Source organism: Burkholderia sp. APQ4-4ca (assembly GCF_057837105.1).
The window spans coordinates 1-23,646 of record NZ_JBYQCG010000059.1; the positions used below are offsets into that span (position 1 = coordinate 1).

At 66.3% G+C, this 23,646-nt stretch carries 24 protein-coding genes, 5 tRNA genes and 1 pseudogene; 18 read left to right on the forward strand and 12 right to left on the reverse strand.

Features of this window, described 5'->3' with window-relative positions; all coding sequences use genetic code 11:
• Positions 1-4: 4 nt before the first annotated feature.
• From AC3IFE_RS01670 to AC3IFE_RS01685, 4 genes and pseudogenes are all read right to left on the reverse strand, one after another.
• A tRNA-Leu gene (locus AC3IFE_RS01670) sits at positions 5-91 on the reverse strand.
• 230 nt (positions 92-321) lie between these two features.
• Positions 322-408, reverse strand: a tRNA-Leu gene (locus tag AC3IFE_RS01675).
• 124 nt (positions 409-532) lie between these two features.
• Positions 533-1,518, reverse strand: a pseudogene (locus AC3IFE_RS01680) (aliphatic sulfonate ABC transporter substrate-binding protein).
• Between the two features lie 184 nt (positions 1,519-1,702).
• A tRNA-Leu gene (locus tag AC3IFE_RS01685) sits at positions 1,703-1,789 on the reverse strand.
• Positions 1,790-2,039: 250 nt separating this feature from the next.
• Here AC3IFE_RS01685 and rnr point away from each other — a divergent pair.
• The 6 genes from rnr (at position 2,040) to AC3IFE_RS01715 (ending at position 9,259) form a co-directional block, all read left to right on the forward strand.
• Positions 2,040-4,502, forward strand: coding sequence for a ribonuclease R (gene rnr / locus AC3IFE_RS01690; RefSeq protein ID WP_089467337.1), 2,463 nt, complete (start codon positions 2,040-2,042; stop codon positions 4,500-4,502).
• Between the two features lie 148 nt (positions 4,503-4,650).
• Positions 4,651-5,394, forward strand: a complete 744-nt coding sequence (gene rlmB, locus AC3IFE_RS01695; RefSeq protein ID WP_089467338.1) for a 23S rRNA (guanosine(2251)-2'-O)-methyltransferase RlmB — start codon at positions 4,651-4,653, stop codon at positions 5,392-5,394.
• A 115-nt stretch (positions 5,395-5,509) separates the two neighbouring features.
• The gene (locus tag AC3IFE_RS01700) at positions 5,510-6,382 is read left to right on the forward strand and encodes an N-acetylmuramoyl-L-alanine amidase (protein ID WP_301739794.1); all 873 of its coding nucleotides are present in this window, start codon (positions 5,510-5,512) and stop codon (positions 6,380-6,382) included.
• A 94-nt stretch (positions 6,383-6,476) separates the two neighbouring features.
• A complete protein-coding gene (gene rpiA / locus AC3IFE_RS01705; RefSeq protein WP_089467340.1) occupies positions 6,477-7,172 on the forward strand; it encodes a ribose-5-phosphate isomerase RpiA in 696 nt (231 codons plus the stop codon).
• Positions 7,173-7,454: 282 nt separating this feature from the next.
• Positions 7,455-8,171, forward strand: a complete 717-nt coding sequence (locus AC3IFE_RS01710; protein ID WP_089467341.1) for a FadR/GntR family transcriptional regulator — start codon at positions 7,455-7,457, stop codon at positions 8,169-8,171.
• Positions 8,172-8,272: 101 nt separating this feature from the next.
• Entirely contained in the window at positions 8,273-9,259 is a 987-nt protein-coding gene (locus AC3IFE_RS01715; RefSeq protein WP_089467342.1) for a Gfo/Idh/MocA family protein, read from the forward strand.
• Positions 9,260-9,322: 63 nt separating this feature from the next.
• Here the strand turns inward: AC3IFE_RS01715 and AC3IFE_RS01720 are convergent, their stop codons facing one another.
• From AC3IFE_RS01720 to AC3IFE_RS01750, 7 genes are all read right to left on the reverse strand, one after another.
• Positions 9,323-10,015, reverse strand: a complete 693-nt coding sequence (locus AC3IFE_RS01720; RefSeq protein WP_006484207.1) for an amino acid ABC transporter permease — start codon at positions 10,013-10,015, stop codon at positions 9,323-9,325.
• 122 nt (positions 10,016-10,137) lie between these two features.
• Positions 10,138-10,932, reverse strand: coding sequence for a cystine ABC transporter substrate-binding protein (locus AC3IFE_RS01725; RefSeq protein WP_489189402.1), 795 nt, complete (start codon positions 10,930-10,932; stop codon positions 10,138-10,140).
• A 99-nt stretch (positions 10,933-11,031) separates the two neighbouring features.
• Positions 11,032-12,069: a quinone-dependent dihydroorotate dehydrogenase gene (locus AC3IFE_RS01730; RefSeq protein ID WP_089467344.1), complete on the reverse strand. Its 1,038-nt coding sequence runs from the start codon at positions 12,067-12,069 to the stop codon at positions 11,032-11,034.
• Between the two features lie 98 nt (positions 12,070-12,167).
• Positions 12,168-12,998, reverse strand: coding sequence for an arginyltransferase (locus tag AC3IFE_RS01735; RefSeq protein WP_069621413.1), 831 nt, complete (start codon positions 12,996-12,998; stop codon positions 12,168-12,170).
• A gap of 33 nt (positions 12,999-13,031) precedes the next feature.
• A complete protein-coding gene (gene aat / locus AC3IFE_RS01740; protein WP_089467345.1) occupies positions 13,032-13,796 on the reverse strand; it encodes a leucyl/phenylalanyl-tRNA--protein transferase in 765 nt (254 codons plus the stop codon).
• Positions 13,797-13,806: 10 nt separating this feature from the next.
• Positions 13,807-14,352 (reverse strand): NUDIX hydrolase, encoded by a 546-nt coding sequence (locus AC3IFE_RS01745; RefSeq protein WP_006476111.1) that lies wholly within the window; start codon positions 14,350-14,352, stop codon positions 13,807-13,809.
• 184 nt (positions 14,353-14,536) lie between these two features.
• Positions 14,537-14,613 (reverse strand) — tRNA-Met (locus AC3IFE_RS01750).
• Between the two features lie 197 nt (positions 14,614-14,810).
• On the opposite strand from AC3IFE_RS01750, the gene AC3IFE_RS01755 reads away from it, so the two are divergent.
• The 3 genes from AC3IFE_RS01755 to AC3IFE_RS01765 are packed head-to-tail and all read left to right on the forward strand — an operon-like array spanning position 14,811 to position 16,836.
• Positions 14,811-15,308, forward strand: coding sequence for a heme-degrading domain-containing protein (locus AC3IFE_RS01755; RefSeq protein WP_069621415.1), 498 nt, complete (start codon positions 14,811-14,813; stop codon positions 15,306-15,308).
• A gap of 3 nt (positions 15,309-15,311) precedes the next feature.
• Positions 15,312-15,650, forward strand: a complete 339-nt coding sequence (locus tag AC3IFE_RS01760) for a DMT family transporter (protein ID WP_089467346.1) — start codon at positions 15,312-15,314, stop codon at positions 15,648-15,650.
• A gap of 31 nt (positions 15,651-15,681) precedes the next feature.
• Entirely contained in the window at positions 15,682-16,836 is a 1,155-nt protein-coding gene (locus AC3IFE_RS01765; RefSeq protein ID WP_489189403.1) for an enoyl-CoA hydratase/isomerase family protein, read from the forward strand.
• Positions 16,837-16,969: 133 nt separating this feature from the next.
• Here the strand turns inward: AC3IFE_RS01765 and AC3IFE_RS01770 are convergent, their stop codons facing one another.
• Complete coding sequence (locus AC3IFE_RS01770) at positions 16,970-17,398, reverse strand: hypothetical protein (protein ID WP_089467347.1); 429 nt, start codon at positions 17,396-17,398, stop codon at positions 16,970-16,972.
• Positions 17,399-17,738: 340 nt separating this feature from the next.
• Here AC3IFE_RS01770 and ssuD point away from each other — a divergent pair, with 340 nt between their 5' ends.
• The 9 genes from ssuD to AC3IFE_RS01815 all read left to right on the forward strand — a co-directional run bounded on the left by ssuD (position 17,739) and on the right by AC3IFE_RS01815 (position 23,642).
• Positions 17,739-18,896 (forward strand): FMNH2-dependent alkanesulfonate monooxygenase, encoded by a 1,158-nt coding sequence (gene ssuD / locus AC3IFE_RS01775; RefSeq protein WP_489189404.1) that lies wholly within the window; start codon positions 17,739-17,741, stop codon positions 18,894-18,896.
• Positions 18,897-18,912: 16 nt separating this feature from the next.
• Positions 18,913-19,725, forward strand: a complete 813-nt coding sequence (ssuC, locus tag AC3IFE_RS01780) for an aliphatic sulfonate ABC transporter permease SsuC (RefSeq protein ID WP_489189405.1) — start codon at positions 18,913-18,915, stop codon at positions 19,723-19,725.
• The gene (locus tag AC3IFE_RS01785) at positions 19,722-20,681 is read left to right on the forward strand and encodes an ATP-binding cassette domain-containing protein (protein ID WP_489189406.1); all 960 of its coding nucleotides are present in this window, start codon (positions 19,722-19,724) and stop codon (positions 20,679-20,681) included. Before ssuC ends, AC3IFE_RS01785 begins: the two co-directional genes overlap by 4 nt.
• A 55-nt stretch (positions 20,682-20,736) precedes the next feature.
• On the forward strand, positions 20,737-20,952 hold the full coding sequence (locus AC3IFE_RS01790) for a TOBE domain-containing protein (protein WP_006476104.1): 216 nt from the start codon (positions 20,737-20,739) through the stop codon (positions 20,950-20,952).
• Between the two features lie 149 nt (positions 20,953-21,101).
• Entirely contained in the window at positions 21,102-21,299 is a 198-nt protein-coding gene (locus AC3IFE_RS01795) for a hypothetical protein (RefSeq protein WP_089467945.1), read from the forward strand.
• Positions 21,300-21,354: 55 nt separating this feature from the next.
• The gene (locus AC3IFE_RS01800) at positions 21,355-21,600 is read left to right on the forward strand and encodes a hypothetical protein (RefSeq protein WP_089467350.1); all 246 of its coding nucleotides are present in this window, start codon (positions 21,355-21,357) and stop codon (positions 21,598-21,600) included.
• A gap of 118 nt (positions 21,601-21,718) precedes the next feature.
• The gene (gene dusA, locus AC3IFE_RS01805) at positions 21,719-22,705 is read left to right on the forward strand and encodes a tRNA dihydrouridine(20/20a) synthase DusA (protein WP_256979598.1); all 987 of its coding nucleotides are present in this window, start codon (positions 21,719-21,721) and stop codon (positions 22,703-22,705) included.
• A 54-nt stretch (positions 22,706-22,759) separates the two neighbouring features.
• Positions 22,760-22,835 (forward strand) — tRNA-His (locus AC3IFE_RS01810).
• Between the two features lie 138 nt (positions 22,836-22,973).
• A complete protein-coding gene (locus AC3IFE_RS01815) occupies positions 22,974-23,642 on the forward strand; it encodes a hypothetical protein (RefSeq protein WP_489189407.1) in 669 nt (222 codons plus the stop codon).
• Positions 23,643-23,646 lie beyond the last annotated feature (4 nt).

The window sequence follows — 23,646 nt, forward strand, 5'->3', positions numbered from 1 at the left end:
CAGATGGTGCCCAGGAGAGGACTCGAACCTCCACGATGTTGCCACCGCTAGGACCTGAACCTAGTGCGTCTACCAATTCCGCCACCTGGGCACGTTTTGCAGTAGCTGCTTGCTGCAAAGAAGCGAAATTATAGCGTGTCTTTCGGGGCTGTCAACACTATTTGAGTGTCGCAAGCGAAAATAGTTGAGTGGGTCGGGCAGGGCGATCGATGTGCCGATCGGTTTGCGGCGACGCGAATCATCGATGTCGGTGCGTGTACCGTGCAGTCCGGGGCTGGAAATGAAAAAAGGCCGGCATAAAGCCGACCTTTTCAAAACAGATGGTGCCCAGGAGAGGACTCGAACCTCCACGGTGTTGCCACCGCTAGGACCTGAACCTAGTGCGTCTACCAATTCCGCCACCTGGGCACGTTTCGCTTCTTGCTGCGATGCGAAGACCGCTATTTTAGCGTGTCGGCAGAGTCTGTCAACACAATTTCATCCGGCGCGGTAAAAATAGGGCGCGCGTTGCGTAGCGGGCCGTAGCCGACCGTCACGCGCCGACCGGCTCCGCGCGCCTCGTCGTGAAATTCCAGCGCTGTGCCTGGCTGGTATCGACGCGGGCGGGCAGTAGCCCGGCCGCAAGGAACGTGTCCGTGATCTTCTGCTGTTGGCCAAAGTTCCGCGCGACCACCGCACGCACGAGATAGCTGCTTCGCGCGTTCGCGCGCTCGATGGTCTTCGCGTCGAGTCCCCAGATTGGCGCGAGGGTGGCGGCGGCCTCCTGCTGATGCTCGTGCAGCCATGTGCCCGCCTGCGACAACTGATCGAATACGATCTGGACGACGTCGGATCGCGCGGCGGCGAAGCTGCTCGATGCGAGGTGCTAGTGCCGGTACGACGCGAGTCCGGTGCCGTCGGCCAGAATCCGTACGTCGGGATTCCGGTCGACCGACGCGACATAGGGATCCCACGTGATCCATGCGTCCGCACTGCCGCGTTCGAATGCGGCGCGGCCGTCGGGTGTCAGGTAATGAAGCGCCACGTCGGCGGGCGCGAGCTTCGCGCGGGCGAGCGCCGCAGGCAGCAGGTAGTGGCTGCCGGCCGCCTTCGTGACCGCGATGCGCCGGCCGTTGAGATCGGCGAGCGTGCGTAGCGCGCTGTCCTGCTTGACGACGATCGCCGCGCCTCCGGCGAAGGCGCCTCCTGCGCGACGTACACGAAACGCGCATGCGCGGCCTGCGCGAAGACAGGGACCGTATCGGCCACGTCCGCACTGAAGTCGATGGCGCCGACGTTGAGCGCTTCGCTCAGCGGCAATCCGCTCGCGAATTCATGCCATGACACGCGCAGGCCGGGCGGCGTCAGCGCCTGCGCGAGCGTGCCGCGCGTCTTGAGCAGCGTGATCGGCGTCGACGACTTCTGATACCCGATGCGCGGCGTGGCCGGTGCGTTCTCGGCGTGCGCGCGAACACCGGCGGCAGCGCGGCCCGCGGCCAGCATCGCGTGTGCGAATGCGCGGCGGTTCATCGACGTCATGGAGGGGCGCCTCGTTGGATGCGTCGAAAGCGAGGCGGCCAACGTAACAACGGGGAGGGCGATTGATAACCGATTCATTCTGCTATCGATCTAAGCGGCCGACATAAAGGCCGAAGACGGACACTCGCGATGCCAGCGCCGAAATGAAAAAAGGCCGGCATAAAGCCGACCTTTTCAAAACAGATGGTGCCCAGGAGAGGACTCGAACCTCCACGATGTTGCCACCGCTAGGACCTGAACCTAGTGCGTCTACCAATTCCGCCACCTGGGCACGTTTTGCAGTAGCTGCTTGCTGCAAAGAAGCGAAATTATAGCGCCCCAATTATGCCTGTCAACACTTTTTTGCGATGCATCGCAAACCGGCTGCCGCCGCGCGTGCCGGCGGCATTCCCGTCATTTGGCGACACAAGGCGGGTGATAGAATGACCCGCCGCCGTCAATATAGAACTGTCTGACGGACACCTCTATGTTGATGCCGTGCACCATCAGTCAACGCAACGAGAACAATCATCGACAAACCCTTGAGCAAATATCCGTACCCCATTCCGAGCCGTGAAGAGATTCTCGGCGTGCTGCGTACGAGCGACGCGCCGCTGGCCGCCAACGACATCGCCGAAGCCCTGTCGATCAAGCGGCAGGAGCGCGAGGGGTTCTTCCGGCGTGTCGCCGCGATGGAGCGCGACGGCCAGATCCGCCTCGACAAGCGCGGCCACTATCAGTTGACCCATCCGTCGAATTTCGTCGCGGGACGCGTGCAGGGGCATCGCGACGGCTACGGGTTCGTGATCCGCGACGACGGCCAGGACGACCTGTTCTTGCCGAACGGCGAAATGCAGAAGGTGATGCACAACGACCGCGTCCTCGCGCGGATCGTCGGCTACGATCGCCGCGGCCGTCCCGAAGGGCATGTCGTCGAAGTCACCGAGCGCGCGAACAAGCGCGTGATCGGCCGCCTGCTGAACGAGAACGGCGCGTTGATCGTCGCGCCGGAAGACAAGCGCATCGGCCACGACATCCTGATCACGCAGAACGTGAAGAAGGCGAAGGTCGGGCAGGTCGTCGTCGTCGAGCTGACCGATTTCCCGAGCCGCCATTCGCAGCCGCTCGGCCGTGTCGTCGAAGTGCTCGGCGATATCGACGATCCGGGCATGGAAATCGAAATCGCGGTGCGCAAGTACGGCGTGCCGCACGAATTCAGCCAGCCGGCGCTCGACGAAGCCGCCGCGCTGCCCGACAAGGTGCGGCCGGCCGACCTGCGTTTCCGCGTCGACCTGCGCGACGTGCCGCTCGTGACGATCGACGGCGAGGACGCCCGCGACTTCGACGATGCCGTCTACTGCGAGCCGGTCAAGGTCGGCCGCGGCGACGGCTTCCGGCTGATCGTCGCGATCGCCGACGTGTCGCACTACGTGCAGCCGGGCAGCGGGCTCGACGCCGACGCGCTCGAGCGCAGTACGTCGGTCTACTTCCCGCGCCGCGTGATCCCGATGCTGCCGGAGAAGCTGTCGAACGGCCTCTGTTCGCTGAACCCGCAGGTCGACCGCTGCGTGCTTGCGTGCGACATGGTGATCACCGCGCGCGGCGAGATCAAGGCATACCAGTTCTATCCGGCGGTGATCCATTCGGCGGCGCGCCTGACGTACACCGAAGTCGCGGCCGTGCTGTCGAACACGAAGGGGCCGGAGGCCGCGCGCCGCGCCGACCTGCTGCCGCACCTGCAGGATCTGTACGGCGTCTACAAGTCGCTGTTCGCCGCCCGCCAAAAGCGCGGCGCGATCGACTTCGACACGACCGAGACCTACATCGTCTGCAACTCGCAGGGCAAGATCGAGCAGATCGTGCCGCGTCAGCGCAACGACGCGCACAAGCTGATCGAGGAATGCATGTTGGCCGCGAACGTCTGCGCGGCCGATTTCCTGAAGCGCAACAAGCATCCGGGCCTGTACCGCGTGCACGCGGGGCCGACGCCGGAGAAGCTCGAGAACCTGCGCGCGTTCCTGCGCGGGATGGGCCTGTCGCTCGGCGGCGGCGACAAGCCGCATGCGAGCGACTACGCGGCGCTGATGGCGCAGATCCGCGACCGGCCGGACGCGCAGATGCTGCAGCCGATGCTGCTGCGCTCGATGCAGCAGGCGGTCTACAGCCCGGACAACATCGGCCACTTCGGTCTCGCATACGAGGCGTATGCGCACTTCACGAGCCCGATCCGCCGCTATCCCGACCTGCTCACGCACCGCGCGATCTACGCGATCCTGTCGGGCAAGAAATACACGCCGAAGGCGCCGGAAGGCTTCGAGCTGAATACCGCGCTGTCGCCGCGCGCCCGCGCGATGCAGCAGGCCGACGATGAAGCGCGCGGCCGTTCGCGTTCGAACACGGCGATCTGGGAAGAGCTCGGCCTGCACTGCTCGGCGAACGAGCGTCGCGCGGACGAGGCGTCGCGTGACGTCGAAGCGTGGCTCAAGTGCTACTTCATGCGCGACAAGCTCGGCGAGGAGTACGGCGGGATGGTGAACGGCGTGACGTCGTTCGGCATCTTCGTGCAGCTCGACACGCTGTTCATCGAAGGGCTCGTGCACGTGACGGAGCTCGGCTCGGACTACTTCCAGTACGACGAGATCAAGAACGAGCTGCGCGGCGAACGCACGGGCATCCGCTATCGCCTGTCGGATCGCGTGCGCGTGCAGGTGAGCCGCGTCGATCTCGATGCGCGCAAGATCGATTTCCGCCTCGTGCGCGATACGCCGGTGAAGGCGCCGCGTCCGTCGCCCGCGCCGGCTGCCGGCGGCGATCGCAACGGCAGCGGCCCGCGCGTGCGTGCGCTGCCGCCGGTCGAGGAAGCCGCGCCGCGTCGCAAGACGGCCGCGAGCGCGCCGAGCGTCGCGGTGAAGGAAGCGCGCGCCGCGCGTGGCGCCGCGAAGAAGAAGGGCGGCGGCGGTGGCGGCGCACCCGCGAAGAAGGCCCGCGCCCGCAAGAAGTATTGAGCGTTCGGGGCGGCCTATGCGCACGCCCTGCAGTATCGAGAGACGCCGCGTCACCGGTCATCGGCCGGCCACGCGGCGCTTTCCTTTTCCATGGATCGCGGCTGCGCATGTCGCGCGGCCGCACGTTTGATCGAAGGTTGTTCCAGTCATGTCACGTCTGAAGGTTCTTTACGGTTTTCATGCGGTGACCGCACGTTTGCGGCACGATGCATCGACGGTGGCGGAGGTGCTGTACGACCAGACGCGCCGCGACCGCCGCATGCAGGACTTCCTGCACACCGCGAAGGAAGCGGGCGTGCGGCTGATCGCGGCCGACGAAACGCGCCTGTGGGGCCTCGCGCATACCGAGCGCCACCAGGGCGTGGTCGCGCGCGTCGAGGACATGCCGCTCGCGCAGAACCTGTCCGAGCTGCTCGATGGCATCAACGGGCCCGCGCTGCTGCTCGTGCTCGATGGCGTCACCGATCCGCACAACCTCGGCGCGTGCCTGCGGGTCGCCGATTCGGCCGGCGCGCATGCGGTGATCGCGCCGCGCGACCGCGCGGTCGGCCTGAACGCGACCGCGGCCAAGGTGGCGAGCGGGGCGGCCGATACGGTGCCGTACATCACGGTGACGAACCTCGCCCGCGCGCTGCGCGAGCTGAAGGAAGCCGGCGTGTGGATCATCGGCACGTCGGACGAGGCATCGGCTACGCTCTACGAGACGAAGCTCGACGGCCCCGTCGCGCTCGTGATGGGCGCGGAAGGCGAAGGCATGCGCCGGCTCACGCGCGACACCTGCGACGAAGTGATGAGCATCCCGATGGCCGGCAGCGTGGAAAGCCTGAACGTGTCGGTCGCCAGCGGCGTGTGCCTGTACGAAGCCGTGCGCCAGCGGCGCGTGAAGGGCTGAGCCCGCGGCTGCCCTCGGCACCGCCCGTCCTGCGCGCGATGCGCGGGCGTCGAATGACCCGAACGACGCGTGCCGCGATGCAATGCGGCACGCGACTCTGCGGAACCCGCGACCGATGACCCTGTTTCGTGTTGGCGTCTCCTGCGCCGTGCTCGGCCTGCTGGCGGCCTGCACGTCGCCGTCGCTCGTCGAACGCGGCACCTACTATGCCGACACGAGCCTGCATGCGCGCGGCGCCGATTCGCGGATCCGCTTTCTCGTGATGCATTACACCGAAAGCGACGAGACGAAATCGCTGCGCACGCTGACCGGCGAATCGGTCAGCGTGCATTACGTCATCCCGCCGCAGCCACGCACCGAGCGCGGGATGCCCGTCGTCTACCAGCTCGTTCCGGAATCTCGGCGCGCGTGGCACGCGGGCGTCAGCGAGTGGCAGGGCACGACCGAGCTGAACGCGGTGTCGATCGGCATCGAGAACGTGAACCGCGGCCCGCTCGACGCGCAGCAGCGCACCTGGCAGCCGTATCCGCCCGAACAGGTCGACGCGCTGATCCGCCTGTCGAAGGACATCGTCGCGCGCTACGGGATTCCGCCGACGCGCGTGGTCGGGCACAGCGACATCGCCCCGCAACGCAAGATCGATCCCGGCCCGCTGTTTCCGTGGCATGCGCTCGCGCAAGCCGGCGTCGGCGCATGGCCGGACGACGCGACCGTCGTCGCGCGGCTCGGCGGCCGCGACCCGCACGCGCCGGTCGACGTGCGCGAGCTGCAGCTCAAGCTCGCGCGCTACGGCTACGACGTGCCGACCGACGGCGTGCTCGACGCGCGCACGCGGCGCGTGTTCGCGGCGTTTCAGATGCATTTCCGGCCGTCCGATTACGCGGGCAATCCGGACGCGGAAAGCGACGCGATCGCCCAGGCGCTGCTCGACAAGTACTTCCCCGGCACGCCGGCGACGGACCCCGCACCGGCGGCCGACACGCGCTGAATACGTGGCGCGTATCGCACGCCGAAAAACGCGGGGGCGTCGGCCGACTCCGGTAAACTGGCGGCTTTTCGCCATCCCGCAGCATTACCACGCCATGACTCAAGACGAACTCAAACGCCTCGTCGGCCAGGCCGCCGCCGATTACGTGATCCAGAACGTGCCGGAAGGCGCCGTGATCGGTGTCGGCACCGGCTCGACCGCCAACTGCTTCATCGACGCGCTCGCCGCCGTCAAAGCGCGCTATCGCGGCGCCGTGTCGAGCTCGGTCGCCACGACCGAACGCCTGAAATCGCACGGCATCAAGGTGTTCGACCTGAACGAGATCGAGTCGCTTCAGGTGTACGTCGACGGCGCCGACGAGATCGACGCCGGCGGCGCGATGATCAAGGGCGGCGGCGGCGCGCTGACGCGCGAGAAGATCGTCGCGTCGGTGGCCGACACGTTCGTCTGCATCGCCGACGCCAGCAAGCGCGTGCCGGTGCTCGGCGCGTTCCCGCTGCCGATCGAGGTCGTGCCGATGGCGCGCACGGCGATCGGCCGGCGCGTGACCGCGCTCGGCGGCGTGCCCGTGCTGCGCGTGACGAAGGACGGCGCGCCCTACATCACCGACAACGGCAACGAGATCATCGACGTGAAGGGCCTGCAGATCGCCGATCCACGCGGTTTCGAAGCGCAGGTGAACGCATGGCCGGGCGTTGTGACGGTTGGCCTGTTCGCCGAACGCGGCGCGAATCTGTGCTTGCTCGGCACGGAAAACGGCGTTGAAACCATCGTTTATCCGGCTGGCTGAAACTGAATGAGAAGCAGTCCGTAATGGCACGGTATCGGCCGTCATGGATTGGATGGTTAAATCTTGTGGAAACCGGGGTCCGGCAAGCGCGGCGCGCTTCCCGGGCCTTTTTTTTAGCCGTATAAATCACCTCGTTCAGAAGAGGGATAACCCTGTCAGGTGTTTACCAGATAGCGAAATATCGTCGAACTCATCAACTTATAGATCATAAGAACAGAGTAGTAACCAGGGCCGGCGGAACTGCGGAGCAGGTGTTCGCAAATCGACGCACGGGGAGGTGTCATGGAGCAGGGCAAAGACCGGTCACTGGTCGCCAAAGTGATGGATGGGCTTGTCGCGGGTATCGTCGAGGACAAGTACGGCGGCATCTTGCCGCCGCAGGACGTGCTGTCGAAAGAGTTCGACGTGAGCCGCACGGTCATGCGGGAAGCGTTGTCGATGTTGCTTGCGCGCGACATGCTCGACGTGCGTCCGAAAGTCGGAACGCGCGTGCGGCCGATGCGCGACTGGCGGATGATCGACGAAGACGTCGTGAGTTGGCGATTCCGGGCAAAGCCCGATCCGCAGTTCATGCGCGACGTCATCGAATTCCGGATGCTGATCGAACCGCGTGCGACCGCGCAGGCGGCGGTGCGTGCGACGGCGGCCGACATCGCGGGCATTCGCGAAGCGTTCGATGCGTTCAAGGTGCTGCAGCCGGGCGACACCGGCTACGACACGGCGGACGAGTTGCTGCATACGCGGATCGTCCAGGCGAGCGGCAACCAGTTCTTCCAGCAGATGGCGGCGATCGTGCGCGGTGCGGTGCGTCTCGTGAATCCGCGCGTCGTGCAGAAGGAAGGTGCGCACGACATCGCGGTGAAGGCGCATGCGCGCGTCGTCGATGCGATCGAGCGGCGCGACCCGCGCGAAGCCGAAGCGGCGTCGCTCGCGCTGATCGATTTCAGCGCGGACGAGATTTCGCGCGATTTCTCGGTCGACGTGCCGGTGCGCGCCTGACGCCGCGCGTGTCGTTCATCCGTGTGCCGCCGGGCCGTTTATCATGACGGCCGGCCGGCAGCGTGCCGGCAACCGTCATACGACCGACACGGAAGATCAGGATGAACGACAACGACCATCGCCCGGTGCGCTTCGGCATCGTCGGTGCAGGCAGCATTGCGCGCCGCTTCGCGCAAAGCCTCGCGCATGTGCCGGGCGCCACGCTCGCCGGCGTCTGGGCCCGCCGCGCCGACGCAGCGGCCGCCTTCTGCGAGACATACGGCGGCACGCCTGCCGCGCGCCTCGACGCGCTCCTCGCGAGCGACATCGACGCGGTCTACATCGCGACGCTCCATGACAGTCACGCGCAGTACACGCTGGCCGCGCTGGCTGCCGGCAAGGCCGTGCTGTGCGAGAAACCCGCGGCGCTGAACGCCGCGCAACTCGACACGGTGCTGCACGCGGCGCGCGCTGCCGGGCTGCTCTTCATGGAGGCGATGAAGCCGCCATTCTTCCCGCTGTACCGTCAACTGCGTGCGCACCTGCGTGACGATCCGATCGGCGAGATCCGGCTCGTGCGGGCGGGCTGCGCCTCGTCGTCGGTGCCGGACGACCATTCCGTCTATCGGCTCGATCGCGCGGGCGGCGCGCTGCTCGATATCGGCATCTACGAGGCATTTCTCGCCGTCGACTGGCTCGGCGCGGCGCGCGACGTGCAGACGCTCGGCCGCGTCGGCGCGACGGGAGTCGACCTGTTCGCGAGCCTGAACAGCGTGCACGCGAACGGCGGGATCGCGCAGCTCTTTTGCGGGCTCGACGTGATGGGGCGCGGCGACGCGCTGATCGCCGCGGCCGGCGGCCACGTGACGATTCACGAGAAGTGGTGGAACCCCGAGCGTGCGACGATCCGCTATGCGGACGGGCGCACCGTCGAACTCGACGCACCGGCGGCGGGCGGCGGGCTGAACTACGAAACCGCGCATTTCTGCGACCTGCTGCGCGCGGGCGAGACCGAAAGCCCGATCATGACGCACGACCATTCGCGGCAGATGATCGCGATGACCGATGCGGCGCGCGCCGTGCTCGGCGTGCGCTATTCGGGCGAATAGACGGAACAGGCGGGAAGGAGGGCGCGCCCGGCCCGCCAGCGCGGCCCGGCGCAACGGCGCGGCTCAGTGCCGCGACGGCAGCGACAGGCGCTTTTCGTACCAGCGCTGCACCCATTCGAGGATCTGGCACAGGATCCAGTACACGGCCGCCGCGGCGAGATAGAGCGGCAGCGGCTGATAGGTCGCCGCGATCACTTCCTGCGCGCTGCGCAGCAGTTCGGTCACGGTGATCACCGACACGAGCGACGTGTCCTTGATCAGGCTGATCAGGCTGTTCGACAGGCTCGGCACCGCGATGCGCAGCGCCTGCGGGCCGATCACGTAGCGCAGCGTCTGCCCCCACGACAGCCCGAGACTGTACGCGGCGAGCCACTGGCCGCGCGCGATCCCGTTGATCGCGCCGCGCATGCTTTCCGACATGTAGGCCGCGACGTTCGCGGACAGCGCGATGACGCCGGCCGGCGTCGGGTCGAGCGAGATGCCGAGGCTCGGCAGCCCGTAATAGATGACGAAGATCTGCACGAGCAGCGGCGTGCCGCGCATCAGGCTCACGTACGCGCGCGCCAGCCACGCGAGCGCATTGACCCAGATGCGCTCGAAGCCGTCGAGCGCTTCGCTCTGCCGAATGCCCATCATCGCGAGCACGACGGCGCCAAGCAGGCCGAACACCATCGACAGCACGGCGAACTTGACGGTCAGTACGGCACCTTGGGCGAGCACCGGCAGCGATTGGACGAGCAGGGACGTTGTCGACATGGAATACGAAGCGAATGCGTGCGCGAAAGCGCAATCATAAACCGGACCGATAAAACAAAGGGCGGCATCGTTGCGGATGCCGCCCTTTCCGGCCCGCCGTCAGGCGGGAAATGCAGGCGTGCTTACTTGATCGGTTTCGTCACGTCGATGCCGAACCATTTGTCGGAGATCTTCGTGAACGTGCCGTCGGCCTCGAGTCGCGTCATCGCGTCGTCGATCGCCTTCTGGAACTTCGGGTTGCCCTTCTTGAACGGGATGCCCGACGGGTTCGCCGAACCGACGTTCGCGCCCGGGCGCAGCGGCAGTTGGGAATTCTTCGTCAGGTACGCGAGCATCAGGCGGTCGTTGAGCGCCGCGTCGAGGCGGCCGGCCGAGAGATCGCGCAAGTACTCGGGCGCGCCCGGGTACGTCTTCACGTCGATGCCCGGCACCGATTTCGCCATGTCCATGTAGTTCGTGCCGAGCGCGACGCCGAGCTTCTTGCCCTTCAGATCTTCCAGCGACTTGAACTCGCGCGTGTCGTCCTTGCGCTGGATCAACTGCGCGGACGAGTACGTGTACGCGGGCGAGAAGTCGAGCGTTTCCTTGCGCTTGTCGGTGATGCCGACCTGGTTGGCGATCACGTCGAACTTGCCGGCCTGCAGGCCCGCGATGATGCCGCTCCATTCGGTCGTCACGAATTCGGCCTTCACGCCGAGCTTCGCGGCGACGGCCTTCGCGATGTCGACGTCGAACCCGACGAGTTCGCCTTGCGGGTTCTTCGAGTTGAACGGCGGGAACGTGCCTTCGAGGCCGACGCGCAGCGTGCCGCGTTGTTTGACCTGGTCGAGGAGGTCCGCCGCGTGGGCGGTTGCCGCAGCGAACGACGTGCCGATCACGCCGGCCACCAGCAGCTTCTTCAACAGCGAAAATTTCATCGTGTGTGTCCTTGCCCTGTGCGGGTCAATGGTTCTGATCGTGAAGCGAGGATAGCAAAAACGCTATCGATGGCTAAATATAGTTTGCTTATGGCTATATTACGCGGTGCGTTCGCGGGCGATCGCCTTCACGCATTCGGACACGAGCGCCGGGCCGCGATAGATGAAGCCGGTATAGAGCTGGACGAGCGCCGCGCCGGCCGCCAACTTCGCGCGGGCGTCCTCGCCCGAGAAAATGCCGCCGACGCCGATGATCGGCACGTCGTCGCCGACTTCGGCGCGCAGCTTGCGGATCACCTCGTTCGACGCGTCGAACACGGGGCGGCCCGACAGGCCGCCGGCTTCGTCCGCGTGCGGCAGGCCCTGGACGGCCGCGCGCGACAGCGTCGTATTGGTGGCGATCACAGCTTCGATCTTGTGGCGCAGCAGCGTGTCGCCGATTTCCTTCACCTGTTCGTCGTCGAGATCGGGCGCGATCTTCAGCGCGAGCGGCACGAGCTTGCCGTGCAGGTCGGCGAGGCGCTGTTGCTTGTCCTTCAGCGCGGCGAGCAGCGCGTCGAGCTCGCCCGCGCCCTGCAACTGGCGCAGGTTCTTCGTGTTCGGCGACGAGATGTTGATCGTCACGTAGCTCGCGAACGGGTATACGCGCTCCAGGCAGTACAGGTAATCCTCTGCCGCGCGTTCGATCGGCGTGTCGGCGTTCTTGCCGATGTTCAGGCCGAGGATGCCGCGATAGCGGGCGGCCTGCACGTTCTTCACGAACTGGTCGACGCCGTGGTTGTTGAAGCCCATCCGGTTGATCAGCGCTTCGGCCTGCGGCAGCCGGAACATCCGCGGGCGCGGGTTGCCGGGTTGCGGGCGCGGCGTGACCGTGCCGACCTCGATGAAGCCGAAGCCGAGCGCCGCGAGGCCGTCGATGGCCGCGCCATCCTTGTCGAGGCCGGCCGCGAGGCCGACCGGGTTGCGGAACGTGAGCCCCATCACGGTGCGCGGCGCGTCGGGCACGCGGGCCGACAGCGCGCAGGCGAGGCCGGTGCGGCCGGCCGCGCCGAGCGCGCGCAGCGTAAGGTGGTGAGCGTCTTCCGCATCCATTTTGAACAGGGATGCGCGGGCCAGCGGATAGAGGGAACTGAACACGGGAATGGGGCGGACGGCCGAAATGAATGACAACCCGCTATTTTACCGGGAGTTGCGCGGCACGGGCGTGCTTCGCTTCGTAGCCGCCGCGACGCGGGTCAGCCCGAGCCGGAATGCCCGCCCGGCAACGGCGCGCGTGCGAGCGCCGCGTCGACGGGCGGCAGGTCGACCCGTTCCGGGTCGAGCGTCTTCCAGCGGCCGTCGATCAGCCCTTCGAGCGGGTGGAAGTTCGCCTTGTAGGCCATCTTCGGGCTCTCGCGGATCCAGTAGCCGAGGTAGACGTAGGGCAGCCCGAGGCTCTTCGCCTGTTCGATCTGCCACAGGATGTTGTAGGTGCCGTAGCTCGTGTGCCGGTCGTCGGGCTCGAAGAACGTGTAGACCGACGACAGCCCGTCGCCGAGGATGTCGATCATGCTGACCATCCGCAGTTTGCCGGGTTCGCCGCCCGGTGCGTCGAGGTCGCGGAATTCGACGAGGCGCGAGTTGATCCGGCTTTGCAGCAGGAACTGTTCGTACTGGTCGCGGCTGTCGCGATCCATGCCGCCGCCCGCGTGGCGCGCGGACTGGTAGCGCATGTAGAGCGCGTAGTGCTCTTCGTCGTAGTGCAGCGGTGACACCGTCGCGACCAGCGTGCGGTGCCGCTTCCACATCCTGCGCTGCGTGCGCGTCGGCGCGAACTCGCCGACCGGCACGCGCACCGGCACGCAGGCGCGGCAGCCGTCGCAGTACGGACGATACGTGAAGACGCCCGAGCGGCGGAAGCCGGCCTTCACGAGTTCGGTATAGATGTCGGAGTTGATCAGGTGGCTCGGCGTCGCGACTTGCGAGCGTGCGATGCGGCCGTCCAGATAGCTGCACGGATAGGGCGCCGTTGCATAGAATTGCAGCGCCGAAAGCGGTGAAAGCGGCAGCTCAGTCGGATGAGTCATGGGCAGCTCTCGATGCAGGGAAGGAGTGCCGCGCTAGCGCTCGCCCCCGGTGGGCGCCGCCGTTTCGGCGGGGCTCGTCAGCGTGGCGAGCACGCGCTTGTCGAACTGCCACGGGATCGGCGGTTCGGCTGCCGCGCGGCGCACGTGAGCGACAAAGGCCTTGCGTGCGATCTCGCGGCCGCCGAGCGACGCTAGATGCGACGTATTCTGTTGGCAGTCTATCATTTCCAGCCCCTGCTCGCGAAGGTGCGCGATGAGCGCGGCCAGCGCGATTTTCGACGCATCGGTCACGTCCGCATACATCGACTCGCCGAAAAACATCCGGCCGAACGACACGCCATAGAGGCCGCCGACGCGGCGTCCGTCGTGCCACGTCTCGATGCTGTGCGCGTTGCCGGAGCGGTAGAGCGACGTGTAGGCGTCGATGATCTCGGCGGTGATCCAGGTGCCGCGCTGCCCGCGGCGCGGCGCCTGCGCGCACGCGCGCATCACGCCGGGAAAGTCGTGATCGACGCGTACTTCCCAACCCGGTTCGCGCAGGACGCGCTTGAGCGTCTTGCGCAGCGACGGCGATACCTTGAATTCGGCCGGCACGAGGATCATGCGCGGGTCGGGGCTCCACCACAGCACCGGCTGGCCGTCCGAGTACCACGGGAAGATGCCGCGCTGATAGGCGTCGATGAGGCGCGATGGCAGCAGGTCGGCGCTCGCGGCGAGCAGCCCCGGCGCGCCGGTCGCGGGGCCGAGCGCGCGTTCGATGGACGGAAACGGATCGTCCGGGCCGAGCCAGGGAACCATGGGTGGGGGCTCAGCCGTTGCGCAGCGAGCGGAAGATGTCGCCGGTGTGCACGCCGTAGTCGCCGGCGGCGCGATCGGCGAAGAAGAAGCGCAGCGTCTGGCTGACGGTCGGGAACGCGATCTCGTCCCACGGGATGTCGGCTTCGTCGAACAGTTTCACTTCGAGGCTTTCCTCGCCGGCTTCGAAACCCGGATCGGTGAGCCGCGCAAGGTAGAACAGGTGGACCTGGTGCACGTGCGGCACGTTGAGCAGCGTGAACAGGTTCTGCACTTCGACGCGCGCGCCGGCTTCCTCGAGCGTTTCGCGCGCGGCGGCTTCCGCGGTCGTCTCGCCCATTTCCATGAAACCCGCCGGCAGCGTCCAGAATCCGTAGCGCGGTTCGATCGCGCGACGGCACAGCAGGATCTGGTCGCCCCAGACCGGCACCGTGCCGACGACGTTGCGCGGATTCTGATAGTGGATCGTGCCGCAGTGATCGCAGACGAAGCGCTCGCGGTTGTCGCCAGGCGGAATGCGCGCAAGGACTTCGTGACCGCAGACGGAGCAGAATTTCATGTCGAGTGGAAGGGACGAGGTGATGCGAGTGTATCACCGGCCCGCGGCATTCTTGAACGCCGCGCGCATGCGGCGGCATGTCGGGAGAAACGGCGGGAGAGTGCGCGAAGAAGGCGCGAAGCCCTGGCGCGCAAAAACAAAAAGCCCGGCGCGAAGCCGGGCTTTTTGCGAAATTCTGGACGGTTGGTTGCGGGGGTAGGATTTGAACCTACGACCTTCGGGTTATGAGCCCGACGAGCTGCCAGACTGCTCCACCCCGCGTCCGTCGAAGAAATGAATTATATGGGCTAACCAGGATGCGCGCAACTGTTTTCTGACAATCGCGTCGCGAGCGCGGGTGGGGCCGGTACGGGGAGGCGCGTGCGCTAGAATCGAGCGGTTTGTGTCGCCATCCCGGCACCGGCCTTGCGCGATCGCATCGGCGCCGCTGCGACTCTCATTACTGCATCGACGGATTCATGGACATCGCTCACGATCTGCAATCGATCGGCGCGCAGGAACAGGCGCTCGTGTTTCCCCATTTCGACCCGGCCCGCGCGTGGGCGCTCGGCAACCGGATGCATGCGCTCGCGACGTCGCGCGGTCATGCGATCGCGATCGACATCGTCACGTTCGGCCAGCCGCTGTTCTATGCGGCGCTCGCCGGCGCGACGCCGGACAACGCCGACTGGGTGCGCCGCAAGCGCAACGTCGTCGCGCATTTTCGCCGCAGCTCGTATGCGATCGGCCTGCGCATGCAGCAGGCCGGCGCGACGCTCGCGGACAAGCACGGGCTGCCGGCCGCCGACTATGCGTCGCACGGCGGCTCGTTTCCGCTGACCGTCGCCGGCGCCGGCGTGATCGGCTCGATCACCGCGTCCGGGCTGCCGCAGCGCGCGGACCACGAGTTCGTCGTCGAAGCGCTGTGCGCCGAGCTCGGTCACGACTACGCGGTACTGGCCCTCGCAAGGAGCTGAGCGATGCAAGTGCCCGGTTACGCATGGCTCGCGATCGCGATCGTCGCGGAAGTGATCGGCACGTCCGCGCTGCGCGCGGCGGACGGCTTCACGCGTTTGTGGCCGTCGGTGCTCGTCGTCGCCGGTTACGGCGTCGCGTTCTACTGCCTGTCGCTCACGTTGCGCACGATGCCCGTCGGCATCATCTATGCAGTGTGGTCGGGCGCCGGCATCGTGCTGATCACGCTCGTCGCGATGCTGCTCTATCGCCAGGTGCCGGACGTGCCGGCGGTGATCGGCCTCGGGCTGATCGTCGCCGGCGTCGCGGTGCTGAATCTGTTCTCGAAAATGCAGGCGCACTGAGCGTGCGACTGCCGTTTGCCGGATGATCTTCATGACCGATTCTTCTTCCGCCGCCGTTTCAGCCGAATCCGCCCGGCCCGACGTGCTTGCGTATGTCGCGAACCGCATCGGCTTTCTCGAACTGAACCGGCCGAAGGCGCTGAACGCGCTGTCGGTCGGCATGATCCGGCTGATGCGGCAGGCGCTCGACGCGTGGCGCGGCGATCCCGACGTCGTCGCGGTCGTCGTGCACAGCCCGCATCCGCGCGCGTTCTGCGCGGGCGGCGACGTGCGCTTCTTTCACGACGCGTGGCAGCGCGGCGACCGCGATGCGGTCGACACGTTCTTCATCGAGGAATACACGCTGAACCATGCGATCTTCACGTATCCGAAGCCGTACATCGCGCTGATGCACGGCGTCGTGATGGGCGGCGGCATGGGGATTTCGCAGGCGGCGCGGCAGACGGGCGGCCTGCGCGTCGTGACCGACTCGACGAAGATGGCGATGCCCGAAACGCGCATCGGCCTGTTCCCGGACGTCGGGATGAGCTGGTTTCTCGCGCGCACGCCCGGCGCGATCGGCCGCTATCTGGCGGTGACCGGCGCGACGCTCGACGCGGCCGGCGCGCTGTACGCGCAACTCGCCGACGTCTATCTGCCCGATGCCGCGCTGCCGGCGCTGCTCGACACGCTGCGCACCGCGCGCATCGACAGCGGCGCGCAGGCCGTCGCCTGCGTGACCGACGCGGCTGCCGCGCACAAGGTCGTGCCGACGCCCGACACGTCGGCGCTTGCGGACGCGCGTGCCGGGATCGACCGGCATTTCGCGCAGCCGGACATCGACGCGATCCTTGCGTCGCTCGACGCCGAGCAGGATTACGCGGCGGTCGACGGGTGGGTCGAGAAAGCGACGCACGCGATGCGCGAGCAACTGTCGCCGCTGTCGATGGCCGTGTCGCTCGAAGTCGTCGAACGCGCGCGCGGCGCGACGATGGCCGATTGCCTGCGGCGCGATCTCGATCTCACGCGCTCGACCTTCGCGCGCGGCGACGTGATCGAGGGCGTGCGCGCGCTGATCGTCGACAAGGATCACCAGCCGGTGTGGCGTTTCAAGTCGGCTGCCGACGTCCGGCGCGCCGACGTGCTCGCGATGTTCGACAGCCCGTGGACGCCCGACATCCATCCGCTGCGCGAGCTGAAGGACTGACGTCGATCGGGCTGACCCGCGCGGTCGATCGACGCGCGACCCGGAAACGAAAAGGCCGCGTGCATCATGCACGCGGCCTTTTTCATGGAAATCGGTCTGCCTGAGGCCGAAGGGCGCGCCGCCCGCGCCGGCGTTAGTCGTCGCCCGCGTCGTCCGACATGAACGCGCGCATGAACACGAGCGCACCGAATCCCCACACCGCATTCGCCGCGAACCCCGACGCGAGCACGGGCATCATGTTGCCCGACGGCCAGATGCCGCGCAGCGGATCGATCGCGAACACGCGGGCGGCCGTCAGCACGATGCCGCCGAACACGAGCGCGCCGATCCACGATGCTTCGCGTTCCGGCGACACGCGCAACAACCACGCCATCGGAATCGCCCAGCACGCGCTGATCAGCGCATTCGCGACAAATTCAGGAATGCCGAGCGGCGCGAACGGCTGTGTCGAGAAGCCGGTTGCGGCGATCAGGTCGGCCGTGTGAAGCAGGGCCAGCGTGGCCTCGCGGAAGAACAGCGCGGCCAGGAAGCCGGACAGGAAGGGCAGGATGACTTTCTGCATCGATGAGTGCACCGCAGGCGCGCACGGCCGGGGCCGGGCGCGCGGAGTTATTCGGATAGGTGCGCCATTATAGGGCCCGGCCGCGGCGATATTCGCTCCAGCGTCGTGCTAATCACGAAAGCGGAAAACCTAAGCTCAAAAAAATCGTTCCAAAGCCCTGTACCGATCCCTAGACTGATTTCCCAGCAACAGCCGTGCAATCGCGTCCTCGTCCGCGGCACGGCCTGACCGGCGAGCCATCCCGATTCGAATGCACACCATGCATGCGTCGCTCATCCGCGACGCGAGCAGGGCGATGTTTTTTCAAATTTCGGCAGTGACAGTCAAGCAGGAGCAGCAGATGAATGTGTTCTGGTTTATCCCCACGCATGGCGACAGCCGCTATCTCGGCACGGCCGAAGGCGCGCGCGCCGCGGACTACGATTACTTCAAGCAGGTGGCCGTGGCGGCCGACACGCTTGGCTACGACGGCGTGCTGCTGCCGACCGGCCGTTCCTGCGAGGATGCGTGGGTCGTCGCGTCGAGCCTGATTCCGGCGACGCAGCGCCTGAAGTTCCTGGTCGCGGTGCGCCCCGGGATCGCTTCGCCGGGGCTCGCCGCGCGGATGGCCGCGACCTTCGACCGCCTGTCGGGCGGCCGCCTGCTGATCAACGTCGTCACGGGCGGCGATGCGGCCGAGCTCGAAGGCGACGGCCTGTTCGCCGATCACGACACGCGCTACGAGATCACCGACGATTTCCTGAACATCTGGCGCGGGCTGCTCGCCGCGTCGCACGACAACGGCGGATTCGACTATATCGGCAAGCACCTGCAGTCGAAAGGCGGCAAGGCGCTTTATCCGCCCGTGCAGCATCCGCATCCGCCGCTGTGGTTCGGCGGCTCGTCGCCGGCCGCTCACGCGATTGCCGCCGATCACATCGATACCTATCTGACTTGGGGCGAGCCGCCCGAGGCCGTCGCGAAGAAGATCGCCGACATCCGAGCCCGTGCCGACGCGCGCGGTCGCCAGATCAAGTTCGGCATCCGGCTGCACGTGATCGTGCGCGAGACCGAGGACGAGGCGTGGCGCGACGCCGAGCGGCTGATCAGCCGGCTCGACGACGACACGATCGCGCGTGCGCAGCAAGCGTTCGCGAACATGGATTCGGAAGGCCAGCGCCGGATGGCCGCGCTGCACGGCGGCAAGCGCGGCGGCCGCGAGGCGCTCGAGGTCTATCCGAACCTGTGGGCCGGCGTGGGGCTCGTGCGCGGCGGCGCCGGCACGGCGCTCGTCGGCAATCCCGAGCAGGTCGCCGAACGCATGCGCGAATACGCGGACCTCGGCATCGAGACGTTCATCCTGTCCGGCTACCCGCACCTCGAGGAGTCGTATCGCTTCGCCGAACTCGTGTTCCCGCTGATCAAGGGGAAGGGCGTCGAGAAGGCGGCCGGTCCGCTGTCGGGGCCGTTCGGCGAGATCGTCGGCAACAACTATCTGCCGAAGACGAGCCAGAGCTGAGCGACGGAGGCTTGCGATGACAACGAAAACGTCGACGGCGGGCGTCGCCGTGGCCGCCCGCGCGTGGCGCGGCGTCGCGCCGTGGCTCGTGCCGCTCGCGTTGCTGGTGGTATGGGAAGTCGGTGCGCGCAGCGGCTGGCTGTCGACCCGCGTGCTGCCCGAGCCGGTGGCGGTCGTGCGCGCCGCGTGGTCGCTCGTGACCTCGGGCGAAATGTGGGCGAACGTGAAAGTGAGCACGTGGCGCGCGCTGTTCGGCTTCGCGATCGGCGGCGTCGTCGGCCTCGCGCTGGGGCTTGCGACCGGGCTGTCGAAGGCCGCCGAGATCGCGCTCGACTCGACGATCCAGATGATCCGTAACATCCCGGCGCTCGCGATGATTCCGCTCGTGATCCTGTGGTTCGGCATCGACGAGAAGGCGAAGCTGTTCCTCGTCGCGCTCGGCGTGTTCTTCCCCGTCTACATCAATACGTATCACGGAATCCGCTCGGTCGACGCGAACCTGATCGAGATGGCGAAGAGCTACGGCGTGCGCGGCTTCGCGCTGTACCGCGACGTGATCCTGCCTGGCGCGTTGCCGTCGATCCTCGTCGGCGTGCGTTTCGCGCTCGGGCTGATGTGGGTGATGCTGATCGTCGCGGAAACGATCTCCGCGCAGTCGGGCATCGGCTACATGACGATGAACGCGCGTGAATTCCTGCAAACCGACGTGGTGGTGGTCGGCATTCTGCTGTACGCGGTGCTCGGCAAGCTGGCCGATGTGCTGGCGAAATGGATCGAACGCGTGACGCTGCGCTGGCATCCCGCCTATCAATCAGGAGCCAAGGCATGAATGCGACGACTTCGGCGGCCGCCTACGGCCCGCTCTCCGGCGCAGACCTCGAGGCCGAGCTGGCGCAGGCCCGCGTCGCGGACGGCGACGCGCGCGACGCGGCGATCCTCGAACGTGACGGCAGTGCATCGGTCGTGCCGCTCGCGCGGCGGCGCGCAGGCAGCCCGGCATCTGACGACGCGGTCACGCTGTCCGGCGTCAGCAAGCGCTTCGGCGCCCGCACGGTGCTCGACAACGTCGAGCTCGACATCGCGCGCGGCAGCTTCGTCGCGATCGTCGGCCGCAGCGGCTGCGGGAAATCGACGCTGCTGCGTCTCGTCGCTGGACTCGAACAGCCGAGCAGCGGCGGGCTCGTAACGCGCGGCGAGGACGGCGGCGCGCTCGATACGCGGATCATGTACCAGGATGCGCGCCTGCTGCCGTGGAAGACCGTGCTGCAGAACGTGATGCTGGGCCTCGGCCGCGGCGCGCGCGACCAGGCCCGCGCGGTGCTCGACGAAGTCGGGCTGCTGGAACGCGCGAACGACTGGCCCGCGCAACTGTCGGGCGGCCAGCGGCAGCGCGTCGCACTGGCCCGCGCGCTGGTGCACCGGCCGCAACTGCTGCTGCTCGACGAGCCGCTCGGCGCACTCGATGCGCTGACCCGCATCGAAATGCATGCGCTGATCGAACGCCTGTGGCGCGAGCACCGGTTCACCGCGCTGCTCGTCACCCACGACGTGCAGGAAGCCGTGGCGCTCGGCGACCGCATCCTGCTGATCGAGCAGGGGCGGGTGGCGCTCGACCAGCCGGTGCCGCTCGGCCGGCCACGCGCCCGCGCGTCGGCCGCCTTCGCGGCGCTCGAGGATCGCGTGCTGAAACGCGTGCTCGCCGGCGGCCCCGGCGCGGCCGATCAAGACACGGAGCATGTAGCAGACAAGGTTCGACCGGTCGGGCAGATCCGCTGGGCCGTTTAACGCCGGGCGGCTCCGGCCGCCCGTTCTGAGACTTTTCTTCGGAGCGATCATCCCGATGAGCATCACTGCAATCAACGTACGTAACCAGTTCAAGGGCAAGGTCAAGGAGATCATTCGCGGGTCCGTGGTTTCCGAAGTCGACGTCGAGACGCCGTTCGGCATCGTCACGTCGGTGATCACCACCCGTTCAGTGGACGAACTCGAACTGAAGGTCGGCGCCGAAGTCGTCGCGCTCGTGAAGTCGACGGAAGTCTCGATCGCGCGTCTCTGAGCGCGCGGGTCGCGCATCGATGCGGCGGCGCCGGGCAGGCAACGTGCCCGGCGCCGCCGCATTGCATTCGTGCAGCGCGTTTGCCTCGGTATTCGACTGCCGGACGAAGTGCTAGGATGGAACGACACCGATGCCGGAGGCGAACGCGCATGACCCCCATCCTTTCCCCGGAAGCCATCGAGGCGCTGAAATGGATCGACCAGTTCGGCGACAGCCGGCCGGTTCCCGCCGCGTTCGACGACGTCGTCCATGCGTTGCTGAACGATGGGCTGATCTATCAGGCGACGGCCGATCGGGTCGACCTGACGGCCGACGGCCGGTCCTTTTTGTCCGACGAATACGATTGAGCGCGCGGCGCCGGCCGCGTACACGGCCGGGCGCGGCGTCGCCACGGAGCGTGCGATGGAACCGACAGGCAGCGACCTCGGCGATTTCAGCGAGCCGTACCGCGGTTTCGAGATCGAGGTGAAGACCGAGCAGGTCTGGGACGGCGAGCATGCGCACTACCGCGTGCTGCGGGGCGATGCCGTGCGGATCGACTGGCGGCTGGTCAAGATCGACGGGGTGCTGTTGACCGAGCGGCACGTGATCGAGCGCGTGTTCGACGAGGCGCGCCGGGCGGTCGATGCGGAACTGGACGACCGGTAGCGCGGGTATGGCTGGTATTGCGGTAAAATAATGGGTTGCTTGCGCGCCGCCTGGCCTGTACCCGAATTCCATGTCCGTTCCGTCCTCGCTTCCTCCCCGCCGTGTATCGGTCGCGCCCATGCTCGACTGGACGGATCGCCATTGCCGTTCGTTCCACCGCACGCTGACGCGCAATACGTGGCTGTATACGGAGATGATCACGACGGGCGCGCTGCTGTTCGGCGATGCCCAGCGGCATCTTGCGTTCACGCCGAGCGAATCGCCGGTCGCGCTGCAACTGGGCGGCAGCGAGCGGGACGACCTCGCGCGCGCGGCGAAGCTCGGCGAGCAGTGGGGCTACGACGAGATCAACCTGAATTGCGGGTGCCCGTCCGAGCGCGTGCAACGCGGCGCGTTCGGTGCATGCCTGATGAACGAGCCGCCACTCGTCGCCGACTGCGTGAAGGCGATGCGCGATGCGGTGTCGGTGCCGGTGACGGTCAAGCACCGGATCGGCGTCGATGCGGTCGAGGACTACGCGTTCGTGCGCGACTTCGTCGGCACGGTGGCCGAGGCCGGTTGCGAAACGTTCGTCGTGCATGCCCGCAACGCGATCCTGAAGGGGCTGTCGCCGAAGGAGAATCGCGAGATTCCGCCGCTCAAGTACGACTATGCGTATCGGCTGAAGCGCGATTTTCCGACACTGGAGATCGTGATCAACGGCGGCATCACGACGCTCGATGAAGTCGCGCAGCATCTGGAGCACGTCGACGGCGTGATGCTCGGCCGCGAGGCGTATCACAACCCGTACGTGCTGGCGGAGGTCGATACGCGCTTCTACGGATCGAGCGCAGCGGTGCCGACGCGCGAAGAGGCGGAAGCGCAACTGATCGCGTATTGCGCGGCCGAGCTGAAGCGCGGCACCTACCTCGGCGCGATCGTGCGGCACGCCCTCGGGCTGTATCGCGGCATGCCGGGCGCGCGTGGCTGGCGTCGCGTGCTGTCCGACAACAAGAAGCTCGCACGCGGCGATCTGGCCGTGTTCGACGAGGCACGCGCGCATCTGAACGAAGCCGAAGAATTTTTTGAAAAAAAGGCTTTGCAAGATTCAAAAGTGTTCGTATAATCTTGTTCTTCGCTGCTGAAACAAAACGGCGAAACGAAGCAGGCAGTATCAGTGGTGGCTGTAGCTCAGTTGGTAGAGTCCAGGATTGTGATTCCTGTCGTCGTGGGTTCGAGTCCCATCAGCCACCCCAACAAATTCAAGCACTTGCAGCAGAATCAAGCTGAAGTGTTACAAGTTTTGGAAGATGAGATTCCAAAATTTGGAAGATAGTTCGAGCAAGGCCCGCCATTGAGCGGGCCTTTTTGCGTTCGTGCCATCGGGGGCCGGTATGTCAGAAGTTTTGTCGTGGATCAAAGATTGCGGACAGTTTTTCGTAACAAATCCGGGTGCAATGTTATCGGCCCTTGTGATGGGCGCCGTTGGCGGCTTCGCGTTTGCGTCAAAATTAGCGAAAGCAACAATCGCAGCGAAAGATGAGCGAATCAATGGGTTTGACGATCAACTGAAGGGCGCCGATTCCACGATCGCCGAATTGAAAGTGCGCCTCTCCGACGCGCATAAGCGTCTTGGCATTGAGCCAACCGGGCCGCACAAGTATGCGGCGATGACAGGGCAAGAGCTGCAGCGATGCGCAAAAAACGTCGCTGGTGATCTACGTAATATTGTTTCTGCATACAAGGTGGCACAAAGCGCTATTAGTCAAACGATGATGGATAGCGTCGCCGGACTTTCAGGAGAGGAGAGGAAATTGGCTTGGCGGCGCGGCGTAAGTCGGTCGCTTCAAGCCGGCGAGGAGTTGTTGGATACGTACTTTCGACGATTTCAGGCAGATGTTTCCGTGCTTTATCAAGAATTGCGTCGGCGCGGTGGAACCACTGTCGGCGCCCGTGAACCAACTGATCGTATCGAGGCCTACCTGAGTAATCCTGTCAATACGTTTGGCATTGAAGAACTTGCTCGAGCGTTGGAATCCACTGGAGCAACGTTGCCCACTTAGACGT